This is a genomic window from Collinsella aerofaciens, from assembly GCF_039836695.1.
Classification (GTDB): Bacteria; Actinomycetota; Coriobacteriia; order Coriobacteriales; family Coriobacteriaceae; genus Collinsella; species Collinsella aerofaciens_BD.
Window position 1 is genome coordinate 1 of the sequence record NZ_JBDPAC010000009.1, and the last position, 14,887, is coordinate 14,887.

General features: G+C 66.6%; 15 protein-coding genes. 12 read left to right on the forward strand and 3 right to left on the reverse strand.

What is annotated here, in order from left to right; genetic code table 11:
- The 12 genes from cbiT to cobK all read left to right on the forward strand — a co-directional run.
- Positions 1–813: precorrin-6Y C5,15-methyltransferase (decarboxylating) subunit CbiT (gene cbiT, locus ABG996_RS05605; protein ID WP_347500972.1), on the forward strand; the 813-nt coding region annotated here is incomplete at its 5' end.
- On the forward strand, positions 810–2,192 hold the full coding sequence (locus tag ABG996_RS05610) for a cobyrinic acid a,c-diamide synthase CobB (RefSeq protein ID WP_347479103.1): 1,383 nt from the start codon (positions 810–812) through the stop codon (positions 2,190–2,192). The genes cbiT and ABG996_RS05610, both read left to right, overlap by 4 nt.
- On the forward strand, positions 2,107–3,327 hold the full coding sequence (locus ABG996_RS05615; protein WP_347479105.1) for a nicotinate-nucleotide--dimethylbenzimidazole phosphoribosyltransferase: 1,221 nt from the start codon (positions 2,107–2,109) through the stop codon (positions 3,325–3,327). Before ABG996_RS05610 ends, ABG996_RS05615 begins: the two co-directional genes overlap by 86 nt.
- Positions 3,324–3,872 (forward strand): bifunctional adenosylcobinamide kinase/adenosylcobinamide-phosphate guanylyltransferase, encoded by a 549-nt coding sequence (locus ABG996_RS05620; RefSeq protein WP_347479107.1) that lies wholly within the window; start codon positions 3,324–3,326, stop codon positions 3,870–3,872. The genes ABG996_RS05615 and ABG996_RS05620 overlap by 4 nt, the downstream gene beginning before the upstream one ends.
- A complete protein-coding gene (gene cobS / locus ABG996_RS05625; RefSeq protein ID WP_347479109.1) occupies positions 3,869–4,636 on the forward strand; it encodes an adenosylcobinamide-GDP ribazoletransferase in 768 nt (255 codons plus the stop codon). The genes ABG996_RS05620 and cobS overlap by 4 nt, the downstream gene beginning before the upstream one ends.
- Before the next feature lie 41 nt (positions 4,637–4,677).
- A complete protein-coding gene (locus ABG996_RS05630) occupies positions 4,678–5,634 on the forward strand; it encodes a histidine phosphatase family protein (RefSeq protein ID WP_347479111.1) in 957 nt (318 codons plus the stop codon).
- Complete coding sequence (gene cbiB, locus ABG996_RS05635) at positions 5,634–6,608, forward strand: adenosylcobinamide-phosphate synthase CbiB (protein ID WP_347479112.1); 975 nt, start codon at positions 5,634–5,636, stop codon at positions 6,606–6,608. Before ABG996_RS05630 ends, cbiB begins: the two co-directional genes overlap by 1 nt.
- On the forward strand, positions 6,605–7,828 hold the full coding sequence (locus tag ABG996_RS05640; RefSeq protein ID WP_347479113.1) for a pyridoxal phosphate-dependent aminotransferase: 1,224 nt from the start codon (positions 6,605–6,607) through the stop codon (positions 7,826–7,828). The genes cbiB and ABG996_RS05640 overlap by 4 nt, the downstream gene beginning before the upstream one ends.
- Entirely contained in the window at positions 7,821–9,320 is a 1,500-nt protein-coding gene (locus ABG996_RS05645; protein WP_347479115.1) for a cobyric acid synthase, read from the forward strand. The genes ABG996_RS05640 and ABG996_RS05645 overlap by 8 nt, the downstream gene beginning before the upstream one ends.
- A complete protein-coding gene (locus tag ABG996_RS05650; RefSeq protein WP_347479116.1) occupies positions 9,317–9,832 on the forward strand; it encodes a cob(I)yrinic acid a,c-diamide adenosyltransferase in 516 nt (171 codons plus the stop codon). Before ABG996_RS05645 ends, ABG996_RS05650 begins: the two co-directional genes overlap by 4 nt.
- Positions 9,833–10,474: a precorrin-8X methylmutase gene (locus tag ABG996_RS05655; protein WP_347479118.1), complete on the forward strand. Its 642-nt coding sequence runs from the start codon at positions 9,833–9,835 to the stop codon at positions 10,472–10,474. It abuts the gene before it with no gap.
- Complete coding sequence (cobK, locus tag ABG996_RS05660) at positions 10,471–11,244, forward strand: precorrin-6A reductase (RefSeq protein WP_347479120.1); 774 nt, start codon at positions 10,471–10,473, stop codon at positions 11,242–11,244. The genes ABG996_RS05655 and cobK overlap by 4 nt, the downstream gene beginning before the upstream one ends.
- Before the next feature lie 211 nt (positions 11,245–11,455).
- Here cobK and ABG996_RS05665 read toward each other — a convergent pair whose 3' ends face one another.
- Genes ABG996_RS05665 through ABG996_RS05675 form a run of 3 tightly spaced genes read right to left on the reverse strand, consistent with a single transcriptional unit; the run spans position 11,456 to position 14,876 of the window.
- Positions 11,456–12,670, reverse strand: coding sequence for an ABC transporter permease (locus ABG996_RS05665; protein WP_347483852.1), 1,215 nt, complete (start codon positions 12,668–12,670; stop codon positions 11,456–11,458).
- Positions 12,667–13,440, reverse strand: a complete 774-nt coding sequence (locus ABG996_RS05670; RefSeq protein ID WP_347479126.1) for an ABC transporter ATP-binding protein — start codon at positions 13,438–13,440, stop codon at positions 12,667–12,669. Before ABG996_RS05670 ends, ABG996_RS05665 begins: the two co-directional genes overlap by 4 nt.
- On the reverse strand, positions 13,440–14,876 hold the full coding sequence (locus ABG996_RS05675) for an efflux RND transporter periplasmic adaptor subunit (protein WP_347479128.1): 1,437 nt from the start codon (positions 14,874–14,876) through the stop codon (positions 13,440–13,442). Before ABG996_RS05675 ends, ABG996_RS05670 begins: the two co-directional genes overlap by 1 nt.
- Positions 14,877–14,887 lie beyond the last annotated feature (11 nt).

Sequence of the window (14,887 nt, forward strand, 5' to 3'; positions counted from 1 at the left end):
GCCTCCGAGGCGCCGGCCGGCGCGTCCGCGCCCGCGGCGGTTTCTTCCGCGGCGGACTTTGCGGGCGCATCCCGCGCCGCGAGCTCCCGCTGGCCGTACGCTTCCTCGGGCATTCCCGACGAGCTTTTCATCCGCGGCGACGTTCCCATGACCAAGCAGGAGGTGCGCGCCGTCGCGCTCGCGAAGCTGCGCCTTACCGCGACCGACACCGTGTGGGACGTCGGCGCCGGCACGGGGAGCGTGTCGATTGAGGCGGCGCTCGTCGCGCGAACGGGGTCGGTATGGGCGGTCGAGCGCAACGCGGCCGGCGTGCGGCTCATCCGAGAGAACGCGGATGCATTCGGGTGCGGCAACGTGCATGCGATCCCCGGTGTCGCCCCCGAAGCGCTCGCGAAACTGCCCGTCCCCGACGCCGTGTTCGTCGGCGGGAGCGCGGGCGAGCTTCCCTCCATCGTGGAGGCGGCGCTCGAGAAGAACTCGCAGGTTCGCCTGTGCGTGCCATGCGTCACCGTTGAGACGCTCACCGAGGCGTGCGCGCTCCTCTCGGGTTCGCGCTTTAAGGGGTTCGAGGCGTGCCAGGTGTCGGCCGCCCGCGCCGAGGCTGTAGGCTCGCACCATCTTATGAAGGCGCAAAACCCCGTGTTCCTCGTCAGCGCGCGTGGTGCGGGCGCGGATGCCGAGGAGCTTGCCGAAGTCGAGGCGCTTGCTGAGTCGCCTGTCGGGGAGGACCCCTCTGCCGAGGGGAACCCATCCGTTGAGGTGGTCTCGCTTGCTAACTGCAACGCCGCAGGTGGGGAAGGCGGCGCCCGGTGAGCACGTCCATTCCGCGCTTCATGGTCGCTGCGCCCTCGAGCGGGAGCGGCAAGACGGTCGTTACGTGCGCGCTCCTGCGCGCGCTCGCGCGCCGCGGCCTCGCATGCTCGGCCTTCAAATGCGGCCCCGACTACATTGACCCGCTCTTTCATCGCCGCGTCGTTGGTGCGCGCTCGGGCAACTTAGACGGCTTCTTCACCGACGCCCCGACGCTGCGTGCCCTGCTCGCACGCGGCGCCGCGGGTGCGGATGTCGCGGTGCTCGAGGGGGTCATGGGCTTCTACGACGGCATGGCGCCCGGCGTGGCCGACGCGAGCAGCTACCAGGTTGCGCGCGACACGGAAACGCCGGTCGTTTTAGTGGTGAATGGGCGTGGGGCGTCTTTATCGCTCGCCGCCGTAATCCGCGGCATCGCCGAGTTCCTGCCTTGTGCGAACGTGCGCGGCGTCGTGCTGAACAAGACGAGCGCCGCTGCCTGCGCCTACGCGGCGCCTGCGATCGAGAAGCACACGGGCGTCGCGGTTTTGGGGAATATCCCCGCCGACGAGGCGTTCTCGCTCGAAAGCCGGCATTTGGGCCTTGTGACCGCCGACGAGGTCGAGCAGCTCTCCGCGCGCATCGACAAGATGGCCGAGCTGGTGGAAAAGAGCGTCGACGTCGACCGCTTGCTCGAAATAGCGGCGACGGCCCCCGATATCCGCGAGGAACCTTACCGGTTGAAGCCGATCGCGGGAGCGCGGCCCATCATCGCCGTCGCGCGTGACGAGGCGTTCTCGTTCTACTACGAGGAGAACCTGCGCGCGCTCGAGGACCTGGGTTGCGAGCTGGCCTTTTTCAGCCCCCTGTGTGATAGCGAGTTGCCCCGGGGGACAAGCGCCCTCTATCTGGGAGGCGGCTACCCGGAGCTCCATGCGCGGCAGCTCTCCGAGAACGCGCCGATGCGCGAGGCGGCGCGGCGTGCGGTGGAATCCGGTATGCCGACGGTCGCCGAATGCGGTGGGTTTCTGTACCTGCAGCGCGAAATCGCCGATAGCGAGGGGCGGCGCTGGCCTGTTGCGGGCGCCCTTGAGGGCGCAAGCGAGAACGGGGGAAGGCTGTCCCATTTCGGGTACGTGAATCTCACTTCCCAACGCGACGGGCTCTACGGGCCGCGCGGCACACGCATCCGCGCGCACGAGTTCCACTACTGGCAGTCCACCTGCCCGGGCGGCGACTTCTGGGCGCAAAAGCCCCGGCGCGACAAAGGCTGGCCGTGCATGACGACCACCCCGTCCCTGGTTGCGGGCTTCCCGCATGTGTACTATCCTGCGAACCCCGACGTTGCGCGCGCGTTCGCGTCTGCCGCAGCGTCGTTCGCAGAGAGGAGACGGCATGGCTGAAGCAACTGAAACCGCGCTTGCCTGCATTCGCGAGGAAGTCGAGCGCGCTTTCTCGTCGGCGCCGGGCGCCGTGCTCGAAGCCGCGCTCTCCCGGATTGCGCCCGCGGACGAGTGCGCTCGCGCCGCCGCGTACGCCGCGTGGGACTCCATCGCGCACCCCTTGGGGGGATTGGGCGACTTTGAAGACGCCGTCGCGTGTATCGCTGCAGCTCAGGGGAGCGCCGAGGTGGCCGAGTTTCCCCGTGCGCTCGCGGTGTTCTTCTCCGACAACGGGGTCGTTGCCGAAGGCGTGTCGCAAAGCGGGCAAGACGTGACGCGAGCCGTCGCGCGCAACATGTGCGAGGGGGCCACGAGCGCCTGTCGCATGGCGGCGTTCGCGGGTGCCGAGGTCGTGCCCGTCGACGTGGGTATGGCCCGGGGCATAGAAGACGCGCGCATGGTGCGCGCGAACGTGCAGCGAGGGAGCGGCAACATCGCGCTCGGCTCCGCTATGTCTCGCGATGGGGCCGTGCGCGCGATCGAGGTCGGAATCGCCGTCGCGTGCGGGCTCGCCCGCGCCGGCGTGCGCCTTCTCGCCGCGGGCGAGATGGGCATCGGCAACACGACCACCTCGGCGGCGGTGGCCGCAGTGCTCATCCAGGCGGACGCGCGGAGCTTCGTCGGGCGCGGCGCGGGGCTCTCGGACGCCTCGCTCGCGCGCAAGCGCGACGTGGTCGAGCGCGCTATCGACGCGAACTCGCCTGATCCCGCCGACCCGATCGACGTGCTCTCGAAGGTGGGCGGCTTCGACATCGCGGCGATGTGCGGCTTCTACCTGGGGGCCGCGGCCTCGAAGGCGCCGACGCTCCTCGACGGGGTCATATCCTGCACGGCGGCCCTGTGCGCGGCGCGCCTGTGCCCCAACGCCTTGGGCTACCTCGTGGGCACCCACGCATCAAGCGAACCCGCAAGCCAGGAGCTCCTTCGCGAGCTCGGTATAAAGGCACCCCTCGACGCAGGCATGCACTTGGGCGAGGGCGCGGGCGCCATGGCGTATCTGCCCCTTCTGGATTCGGCGCTGCGCGTGTACCGGGATGGGAAGACGTTCACGGCGACTGGCATGGCTGCTTACGAGCATTTCGAGGCTGGGAAATGACGGTGACGCTCGTTATCGGCGCCGCCGCGAGCGGCAAGAGCGCCTACGCCGAGTCCCTGTGCCTCGGGCACGACGGCCCTCGCGTGTACCTGGCAACGATGGAGCCCTTCGGGGATGAGGGCGCCCGCCGCATCGCGCGCCATCGGGAGCTGCGCGAGGGCAAGGGGTTTTCCACCCTTGAACGCACGCGTGACGTGGGCGCAGCAGTGTCCGGGCTTCCGCGCGGCTGCACGCTTCTTTTGGAGGACGTGGGCAACCTGGTTGCGAACGAGCTCTTCGCGGAAGGCGGCTTGTCCCCACGTGACCCCGACGCCGCGGCGCGCGAGGTGATCGGAGGCATTGAACGGCTCGCTCAGGCCGCTGCGTATACGGTGGTGGTCTCCGTCGACGTGTTCGCCGATGGGATGCGCTACGATGAGGGGACCGAGGCATGGAGGCGCGCGCTCGCGCGCGTGAACGCGGGCGTGGCGGCGCTGGCCGACCGCGCGGTCGAAGTGGTATGCGGGATTCCCGTGTGGATGAAAGGCGAAGGACCTACAAGGTGAAGATAGCAGAGGCAATTGGCGCGGCGTTCGGAACGTTCTCGCGCATCCCCGTCCCGAAATCGGCTTGGACCGATTTCGGATCAACCCATGCGCTTGCCGCGTTTCCCCTGGTGGGCCTTGCGGAAGGCTTACTCATGACGGCGTGGGGGCACGTGGCGAACCTGCTCGGCGTGCCCGCGACCATCGTCGCGGCCGTGCTCGTGGCGCTGCCTGTGGCGGTGACGGGAGGCATCCACCTAGACGGGCTCTGCGACACCTCCGATGCGCTTGCAAGTTGGGCCCCGCGCGAACGAAAGCTCGAGATCATGCACGACCCGCGGGCGGGCGCCTTCGGGGTCATCGGTGTTGTCGTGTACCTTATTCTGCAGTTTTCCCTGTTCACCGCGCTGTCGCTTACGGCGGGGACGTTCCTCGCGCTTCTGTGCTCGCTCGTGTTCTCCCGCGCGCTTTCGGGGCTCGCCGTTGAATGCTGGCCTGCCGCGCGGGCGGACGGCATGGCCGCGGGGCTCTCGCCTTCGAAGAAGCGCGCGGCGATCGTTGTGCCGCTTTGCGCTTTCGCTGCGGCTTCGGCTGCAGGGATGGTCGCGTGCGCTCAGGCCGTCGGCGCCCTTATGGCGGTGGCGGGGCTTTTGGCGCTCGCGTGGTACCGCCATGTTGCCCTGTCCCGCTTCGGCGGGGTGACGGGGGATTTGGCCGGATGGTTTCTGCAATGGGCCGAGCTCGCGATGCTTGCCATGCTGGTGACGGGGGGCATGCTCCTATGATGCTCGTGGTAGGTGGCGCGCATTCGGGGAAGAGGACCTTCGTGCGCGAAAAGCTCGGGTTCGCGGCGGACAATTTCGTCGACGCGGCTCAGCTTGCGGAGGGCGGCGTGCCCGCGGCTTTTGCCGGCTGTGTCGCGTACCGTGCTGAGGAACTCGTACGCGCGCTCGACGCTGACCGGGCGCTCGAGCGGCTGATTGGCTTCGACGCAGTGATGCTGCCCTTGGTCGGCTCGGGGGTCGTCCCCATGCGTGCGGAAGACGCCCAATGGCGCGAGCGCGCGGGGCGCCTGGGATGCGCGCTCGCTGCGCGCGCCGACGTCGTCGTGCGCATGACGTGCGGGATTCCCCAGGTCATCAAAGGAAACCTTGCCGATGCGCCTCGAGGGACGCAGGGCGCGGGCGCGCCTTTGGAAGTCGTCTTCGTGCGCCATGGTGCCACGGCGGGCACGGAAGACCATCGCTACAGCGGGGCGGGCACCGACGAGCCCCTGTCGAGCGCGGGCGAGCGCGCTTTGCGCGACCTCGCGTGCGATCGTGACGTGTTCCGTGTTATCACGAGCGGCATGGCCCGCACCGACCAGACGGCGCGCATCCTCTTCCCGAACGCGGAGCTTATGGCGTGCCCCGGTCTGCGCGAGATGGATTTCGGCGACTTCGAGGGGCGAAGCGCCGCCGAGCTTAAAGAGGATGCGCGCTACCGCGCCTGGGTAGACTCCTGGTGCGAGACGCGCTGCCCGCATGGCGAGGGCAAGAGCGATTTCACCCGCCGCGTCGTCGCGGCGTTTCGGGAGGCGTGCGAATCGAAGTGTGCCCAGGGGAGCGGGTGCGCCGTCTTCGTCGTTCACGCGGGTACCGTGAAAGCGCTGCTCTCCGAGCTAGCTGTCCCGAAAATGGGATACTTCGACGTGCATACCGAGCCGGGCGGCGCATGGGTCGCCACCTGGGATGGGCGCTGCCTTCGCGACGTTCGTCCCGCTTCGGGGGGCGATGCCCGGTGATGACGATTTTTGCCGTCTCCGCCGGGTTCGCGGCCGACCTTGCCTTCGGCGACCCGCGCTGGCTTCCCCATCCCGTCGTCGCCATGGGGCGCGCGATCACGTGGGCCGAAGGCCGCCTGCGGCGCGCATTCCCGCAAACGTCCGCGGGCACGCGCGCCGCAGGGCTTGTGCTCGCCGTGGCGCTTCCGCTTGCGTGTGGGCTTTTGACCTGGGGAATCCTGCATCTTTGCGGCATGGTTCACCCCGGCTTGCGCTTCGTGGCCGAGGCATGGGCGAGCTATCAGATTCTCGCGGCATGCGAGCTGCGCCGCCAGAGCCTGGCCGTGGCCAGCGCGTTCTCGAAGGGCGGCCTTGTCGCGGCGCGCGAAGCCGTCGGGCTCATCGTGGGACGCGACACGTCTGTTCTCGACGAGCAGGGCGTCGCGCGCGCCGCTGTGGAAACGGTGGCGGAGAACGCGAGCGACGGCGTCATTGCGCCGCTTTTCTACCTTTTGATCGGAGGTGCACCCTTGGGCATGGCGTACAAGGCGGTGAACACGCTCGACAGCATGGTGGGCTACAAAAACGAGCGCTACATCGACTTCGGCTGCGCCTCGGCGCGCCTCGACGATGCGGTGAACTGGATTCCCTCGCGCTTATCGGCTCTGCTCATGATCGCCGTGTGCCCGATTGTTGGGCTCGACGCGCGCGGGGCGGCGCGCATCTGGTGCCGCGACAGGCGTCGCCATGCGAGCCCCAACTCGGCGCAGACCGAGTCAGCGTGCGCGGGCGCGCTCGGGCTGCGCCTGGCGGGACCCGCGGTGTATTTCGGCAAGCTCGTTGAGAAACCGACGATAGGCGACGCGTCCCGCGAAATCGAGTGGGGCGACATCGCCCGGGCGACAAGGCTCATGCTCGCCGCGTCCGTATGCGCGCTCGTCGTCTTCGGTGCCGCGCGTGCGGCGGTCGTGGTCGCCGTGGGGGCGATGGCATGAGGGAAGACCATGCCGCGCCCCGGGCTGCCGGGGGAATCCTGCGCGCCCGTGCGCATGGGGGTAGCACGCAATCTCTCGGCATCGCTTGCGAAGGGGACGCCTCCGACCTCATTGACTTCTCGGTGAACGTGAATCCGGCAGGTCCCTCGCCGCGCGCCGTCGCCGCAGCTTGCAAGGCGCTTTCTCGAATCGACGCCTACCCCGATAGGGAAAGTCTCGCCCTCGTTCGCGCCCTAGCGCGCGCCCAGGGCATTCCCGAAGATACTATCGTCTGCGGCGCGGGCGCGTCCGACATCATTTGGCGGCTCGCCGCGGCGGTGCGCCCGAAACGCATCGTCGTGTGCGCGCCGACGTTCTCTGAATATGCGGAGGCGGCATCGTACTACGGCGCATGCGTGCAGGAGTTTTCGCTCTCCGAAGCGGACGACTTCGACGTGCCCGCCTCCTTCGCCCGCGCGATCGAGGGGCCGGGAGACGTGGCGTATATCTGCAATCCGAACAACCCGACGGGGCGCCTCGTCGACCCCCGCGTGATCGATGCCGCGGCTTGCCGCTGCGAGCAGGTGGGCGCGTTGCTCGTCGTGGACGAGTGCTTCCTCGGATTTGCGCCCGACGCCCGCGAAAGGAGCGTGGCCGCACGCGCCGCGTGTTCGCGCCATGTGGCCGTGCTCTCCGCATTCACCAAGCTCTACGGAATGGCGGGGTTGCGGTTAGGATATCTGATCAGCGGAAACGCCCAACTCCTCGAGGGGATTCGCCGGGCGGGGCAGGCGTGGCCCGTCTCCTCGGTCGCCGAGGCCGCGGGTATCGCCGCCCTGGAAGACGTCGAATACGTCTCGCGCACGCGCGATGTATTGGCGGGCGAGCGAGCGTGGCTTTCCCACGAGCTCTCCTCGCTCGGGCTTTCCGTCGTGCCGTCGGATGCGAACTTCCTTTTAGTCCGGACACCGGCGAAAGACATCCCCGAGCGCCTGTATAAACAGGGGGTTTTGGTCCGCACGTGCGACTCGTTTTCGGTACTGTCCCGTTTCTGGTGCCGCGTCGCGGTGCGCACGCGCAAGGAGAATGCCCAGCTTGCGATGGCGTTCGGCCGCGCGCTTCGGGCGGAAGGCGCATCGGGCGAAGGCGAACCCGACAAACGGGGCTGCGCTTCTTGCAGCGGCGCTATGGCGGGCGCGTATGGCCGAGGCTCGACGAAGGAGGTCGATACCCGTGGGTAGGGCGAAGCCCATCATGATCCAGGGCACCATGTCGAACGCGGGGAAGAGCCTGCTTGCGGCGGGGCTGTGCCGTGTGCTTTCGCAGGACGGCCTGCGCGTGGCTCCCTTCAAGAGCCAGAACATGGCGCTCAACAGCGGTGTCACGGCCGACGGGCTCGAGATGGGGCGCGCCCAGATCATGCAGGCCGAGGCGTGTGGCATCGTGCCCGACGTGCGCATGAACCCCATCCTGCTCAAGCCCGAAAGCGACCACCGGAGCCAGCTCATCGTTGCCGGCAAGGCGCAGGGAGCCTTCGCTGCGAGGGACTACTTCGCGCGAAAGAAGGCGCTCATGCCGCAGATTTTGGAGTCGTTCGATTCGCTCGCGGAGGAAAACGACGTCATTGTCATCGAGGGCGCCGGCAGCCCCGCCGAAATCAACCTTGCCGAAAACGACATCGTCAACATGGGGCTCGCGCGCGCCGTGTCCTCCCCCGTGCTGCTCGCGGGCGACATCGACCCAGGCGGGGTATTTGCCCAGCTCTACGGCACGGTCGCGCTCTTTGCGCCCGAGGATCGCGCGCTTTTGCGGGGGCTTGTTGTGAACAAGTTCCGCGGCGATGTGGAAATCCTCCGCCCGGGTTTGGCCCCGCTCGAGAAGATGTGCGGGGTTCCCGTCGTGGGGGTCGTGCCGTTTCTTACGCTCGACCTGGACGACGAGGACTCGCTCGCGCCGCGCCTATCTGCCCGCGAGGCGCGCGGCGTCATCGACGTCGCCGTCGTGCGCCTTCCGCATCTGTCGAACTTCACCGACTTCGACCCGCTTTCGCGCGTGCCCGGCATGGGCGTGCGCTACGTTTCCTCGACGACCGATCTGGGCCGACCCGACCTGGTGGTGCTTCCCGGCTCGAAGTCCACGGTCGACGACGCGCGCTGGCTTGCGGCTAGCGGCATCGGAGCCTGCGTACGCGCGCTTTCGGGCGCGGGCACGCCGGTGCTCGGCATATGCGGAGGCTACCAGCTTTTGGGAGACGAGCTTTCCGATCCGCATGGCAGGGAAGGCGCTGGCACCGCGTGCGGGCTCGGGCTCATCTCTGCAAATACGGTGTTCAAGGAGGAAAAGCGCCTCGCCCAGTCAGAGCTGCGTATCACAGGCGCCCAAGGCGCGTTCTCGGTGTGGAACGGCATGACGGCGCGCGGGTACGAGATTCACGACGGCGAAACGACCGTTTCCTGCGCCCCTGCGGGCACGATTGCCGGCAAACCAGAAGGCGCGGCCTGCGGAAACGTGTTCGGAACCTATCTCCACGGCCTGTTCGACGAACCGGGGGTGGCACTCGCCCTCGCGCGCTCGCTCGCGCGCATGCGCGGCCTGCCCGAGAGCGTCGTGGGTGCTGAGGGTGCGGTGTCCGCGGCCGATCACCGTGCGCGCGAGTTCGACCGCCTGGCCGACTCCGTGCGCGGGGCGCTCGACATGGAGTATGTCTACCGCATTATCGAGGAGGGCGTATGATCCACGTGTATCATGGCGACGGCAAAGGCAAGACCACGGCGGCGATGGGCCTCGCCCTTCGCATGCTCGCCGCAGGCCGCCGCGTCGTCGTCGTGCAGTTCCTGAAAGACGGCGAAAGCGGGGAGGTGCGCCTGCTCGCCGAGCATTTCGGCGTGCCCGTGTTCGCGGGGAAGGCGTCGGACAAGTTTACCTGGTCCATGACGTCGGAAGAACTTGCCGCGACGCGCGAGCTGCACGATGGGAACCTCGCTTCCGCGCTCGCCGAGCTCGAGGGCGCGCAGGAGGGGCTGCTCGTGCTCGACGAGGCGCTCGACGCGCTTTCGAAGGGGCTTGTCGACGAGGCGCTCGTGGACCGCGCGCTCGATATGTCCGCGCGCGGCGTCGAAGTAGCGCTTACCGGGCGCGCGCCTTCCCGCAAGTTCGTGGAGAAGGCCGACTACATAACCGAGATGCGGTGCGAGAAACACCCCTACGAGCAGGGGATATGTGCAAGGGAAGGAGTGGAGTACTAGATGGATTCCAAGGAGATGGCGCCCGGCGCCATCGAGCGGCGCAGCTTTGAGATCATCACCGAAGAGCTCGGCGGCCACACGTTCCCGCCGCTCGAAGAGCCCGTCGTGAAGCGCGTCATCCACACCACTGCCGACTTCTCGTACGCCGATTCCCTCGTGTTCACCCATGACGCCGCGCACTGTGCGCTCGACGCACTGCGCGCAGGGGCCACGGTGCTCACCGACACGAACATGGCGCTCGCAGGCATAAGCAAGCCCGCACTCGCGAAGCTCGGCTGCAAGGCCGTATGCTACATGGCCGACCCTGATGTCGCCGCGGCTGCGCGCGCCGCGGGCACGACTCGCGCCGTTGCGAGCTTGGACAAAGCTTGCGGCATCGAGGGTCCGCTCATCGTGGCCGTCGGCAACGCTCCCACAGCACTTCTGCGCCTCGCCGAGCTCATGGACGCGGGGAAGATCGCGCCCGCGCTTGTCATTGGGGTGCCGGTCGGGTTTGTGAACGTGGTCGAGGCGAAAGAGGAGCTACTCGCGCGACACGTGCCGGCCATCGTCGCGAGGGGTCGCAAGGGCGGCTCGACCGTGGCGGCCGCCATTACGAACGCGCTTCTCTACCAGATCACGCGCCCAGGCGGCCCGAAGTGACGGCGCCCGCATCCGCGCCGGCGCTGCGCATCTTCGCCGGCACCACCGAGGGCCGCCTTCTGTGCGAATGGGCGAGCGGGGTGGGCATCCCCGCCCGTGCCTACGCGGCAACCGAGTACGGAGGCGAGCTTCTGGGCGAGCTTCCGGGCATCGAGGTACATGCGGGCAGGCTCGACGAGGCCGACATGGAGCGCGATCTTTCCGGCGCGCGCATCGTCGTCGATGCCACGCATCCCTTCGCTACGCTCGCAAGCGGCAACATCCGGGCCGCTTCGCTCGCCGTGGGTACACGATTCCTGCGCCTTGCGCGCCCGGTCGAGGCGCTTCCCAAAGGCGTCGTGTCGGTCGCGTCGATCGCCTGCGCGGCGCGCTTTCTCTCCGAGAACCCGGGTCGCGCGCTTCTCACGACGGGGAGCAAGGAGCTTGCTCCCTACACGCGCGTCGCCGATTTCGCGGAGCGCTTCTTCGTGCGTGTGCTCCCGCTGCCCGGTGCTATAACGAAGTGCATCGACGCGGGGTTTTCGCCGTCGCACGTCATCGGCATGCAGGGGCCCTTCACCCGCGAGCTCAACGAGGCGATGCTTCGGCAGGTGGGCGCCCAGTGGCTTGTGACCAAGGACTCGGGAACCGTAGGCGGCACGGCCGAGAAGCTCGCCGCCGCGCGCGACGTGGGAGCGCGCTGCATTGTGGTCACCCGTCCCGCCGAGGGAGGCGGGGTCCTTTCGCTTCGGGAAGTGGAAGACGCGCTCTTACGGGAGTTCGCGCGCTAGGCGCTCGCCGCATCTGCGCGCCCTCCCGCTCGCGAAGAGGAGCGCCCCGAGCAAGCTCGACCCGTACAAGCCCGTCATCCGCCAATAGCTCGAGGACGACGCCCGGAACTGGCGCAAGCAGCCCTTCAACAAGTTGCGGTGAAATAGTATCTGTTTTTGCTGCTAGACAGCATATTCAGTCCCTAATTCACCGCAACTTGTTGGTGGTGGCTTACTGGTAGCGTAGGCACTCCACCGGGTCGAGCTTTGCCGCGCGTCGAGCGGGGTAGAAGCCAAAGATTACGCCGATGCCGACGGAGACGGCGAAGGCCAGCAGCACCGTGGCGATTGAAAAGCTCGGTGTGATTTGCCCGCTGGCACCGAGCTCGCCAAGAATCCCGGATCCGGAGGCAAACATCGCGAGGCCCCAGGCCAGCAGATAGCCAATCAGGACACCCAGCAGACCGCCGGTGATGCACAATGCCGAAGACTCGGCCAAAAACTGCGCGGTGATATCGCGACGACTGGCGCCCAGAGCACGGCGAATACCGATCTCGCGGATGCGCTCAGTCACGTTGGTGAGCATCATATTCATAATGCCGATACCGCCGACAAGCAGCGAGATGCTGGCGACAGCGCCCATGATGAGCGAGAATGCGCCCATAAAGGAGTTGAGTGCATCGATGGCGCTTTTCATGGATGTCGCCGATACACTGTCGTACTCATCCTCCTCCTCGATGCCCTTCATCGCGCGCACCTTGGACTCGATGGTCTTACAAAGCTCATCCATGTCCGTGCCCTCGGCGGCAAGTGCCGTCACGCTGGGGAATGAAGGATTCTCGTCGCTAAACAGCCCGGAGATGGTTTCGCGTGGCATATACAGCGTGAGCGAGCCCATGGAGTCGCTGCCGCCATCAATCACGCCTACAATCTGCACCTCGCCGTTGGAAACCTTGATGGTTTTCCCCAGCGCATCCTGTTCGTTGCCGTAAAGCTGATCGGCGCCGTTGCGGCTGATGAGCGCCACGCGCGAGCCTGATTGGGACTCGGCCTGGGAATAGGTGCGCCCCGCAACGAGCTTGCTGGCCCCCACGGCGTCGAGCATGTCGCTATCGACACCTTGTGCCATGACGGTATAGCTTTTATCGCCGGTCTTGTACTCGGTATACGCGCTGTCGACAATGCCGATCTGCTCTATCTGCGGCACCAGTTTTTGAAGCTTCTCGATGTCCGACTCGGTGAGTTCTTGCGACGAATAGATTTGCACCATGCGTGCCGCATTGAGGCCCAGGCTGTTGACCAAGCTGTTTTGGATGCCGCCGATGAGCGAAGTCATGGCGATAACCGAGGCGATGCCGATGACAATGCCCAGGATGGTGAGTAGGCTGCGCCCCTTGTTGGCTTCGAGCGAGTGAAGTGCTTCCTGGATGAGATCGCGGGCGCTCATGCCATCTCTCCTTTCGGCGGGTTGGCGGAGGCGGAAATCATTGGCAGGCTATCTACGGCGCTGCGCAGGGTCCGCGGTGCATGTGGAATATACGCGCCGTCGTGAATGCGACCGTCGCGGATGGTCACGGCACGGTCGGCCTCGGCGGCGATGCCGGGGTCGTGTGTGATAAGCACGATGGTTTTGCCGCGCTCCTGAAGTCTATGGAAGGTCTCCATCACAAGCGCTCCAGTGGCGGAGTCTAGGTTTCCCGTTGGCTCATCGGCCAGAATGATGGGCGGGTCATTGACGAGGGCGCGTGCGATGGCGACACGCTGCATCTGGCCGCCCGAGAGCTCGGATATGCGGTGGTCCCAGTGGTCGACCGGTAGTGTGACGGCCTGCAGCGCGTGCACGGCGCGCATCTCGCGCTGGCTACGGGGCACATTGGTGTAGGCCAGCGGCAGCATGACGTTTTCGATAACCGACAGGCGCGGCAGCAGGTTGAAGCTCTGAAAGACAAAGCCAATGCTCAGGGCGCGGACTTCGGTGAGCTCGTCATCATCGAGCTCGGCCACGTTGAGCCCTTGCAGGTAATAGTCGCCTGCCGTCGGCTTATCCAGGCAGCCTAGGATGTTCATGAGCGTTGATTTTCCCGAGCCCGAGGGGCCAGTGATGGCGACGAATTCGCCGGGATTTACCGCCAGGCTCACGTTGTGGAGGATGTGGGCGCACCCCGCTTCGCTCTCAAAGATGCGGTGCACGTTGCGGGTGTCGATAACGGGACGCATTACATGCCCTCGTCGGCAGACATGCTGCCCGAATCCGCGCCGTAGCCGCCGTCAGCCGTTGCGTCCGCTCCGGTGTCCATGACGAGGGTGTCGCCATCGCGCAACTTGGTAACCGGCACGTTGGGGTTGGTCTCGTTGCCCTGGTCGTCGCGCTTGACCTGCGTCTTGCCGACTACGGCTTCGTTGTCGTTTTGCGTCACGACGGTCACCTTCACGCGACGGGTTTGCTTGCCCTCGTCATGAGTCGCCACGTTGACGTAATAGTGTTCGCCGTCTTCGGTCATGAGCGCCATCGTCGGCACCATCACCACGTCGTCGAGCTGCTCGGTCACCACCGAGACCTCGGCCGTCATGCCCGGCTTCAGGCGCGCGTCGGGCGCCTCGATGAGGATGTCGACGTTAAAGGTTACGCTGCCGCCGCCACCGTTGGCGGCGTCGGAGTTTGCCACCGACGCGATAGCCGTGACGGTGCCCTGGCTCACGATATCGGGAAACGCGGGATACGTGACGTTGGCGCTCTGCCCAACGGCGATCTTGGCGATGTCCTTTTCGCCCACCTGCACGGTCACCTTCATCTTGGACAGGTCGGCGATCTGCATGCACTGCTTGCCGCCGCTCGTATCGCTTTCGCCCATGATCATGCCGCCTGTTACCGTGGCGCCCACTTTGGCATTGAGCTCCACGATGCTACCCGAGCTCGGGGCCGTGACCGTGCGACTGGAGGCCTTGGCGTTCGCCTGGTCGAGGTTTGCCTGGGCCGATGCGAGGCTGCGCTGCGCGGCCGATACGGCGTTCGTGTCCGCTGATGCGGCGGAGACGCCAGCCGCTGCGGAAGCTCCCTCGACGTCCGTCGTTGGGGTGGCCTGCGCGGCAGCTGCGGCTTTCTGCGCGTTGGCGAGGTCTTCCTGAGCGGCGGCAACTGCACGCTGCGCCTCGGCAACGTTGCGATCGAGCTCGTCGTTTTTAATGGTCATAAGCACGTCGCCCTCGTTGACGGATTGGCCTGCCTGCACGTTGATCGAATCGACCGTGCCTTCGACAGAAGGGGAGACCACTGAGGACGAAATGGGTTTGAGCTGGCCTTTCGCCTCGACCGTTGTGGTAAACGTGCCCTCGGTCACCATGTCGGTCACAGGCCCGCTAGCTCCCTGTGGCTGCGCATTGAGAACCAGGGTAGCGACAATGGCAATGAGCGCGATGGCACCCACGACGCCGACGGCAATACCGCGGCGAATCAGCTTTTTGCGCCGACGCTCGGCGCGCTTCGCCTTGAGCTTGGCGTAGGCCTCTTCATCGGAAATCTCGGCCGCATCGTTCGCGCGTCCGCTCTGCTTGTCGGCATGTACGTTTGTAATCAGAGGAAACGTTTCGGTGGCACCTTCGGGCGTGCGCTCGGTATTATCTGGGCCCGGGGTGATCGTGGGGACATTCGGCATAGCGTCTCCTT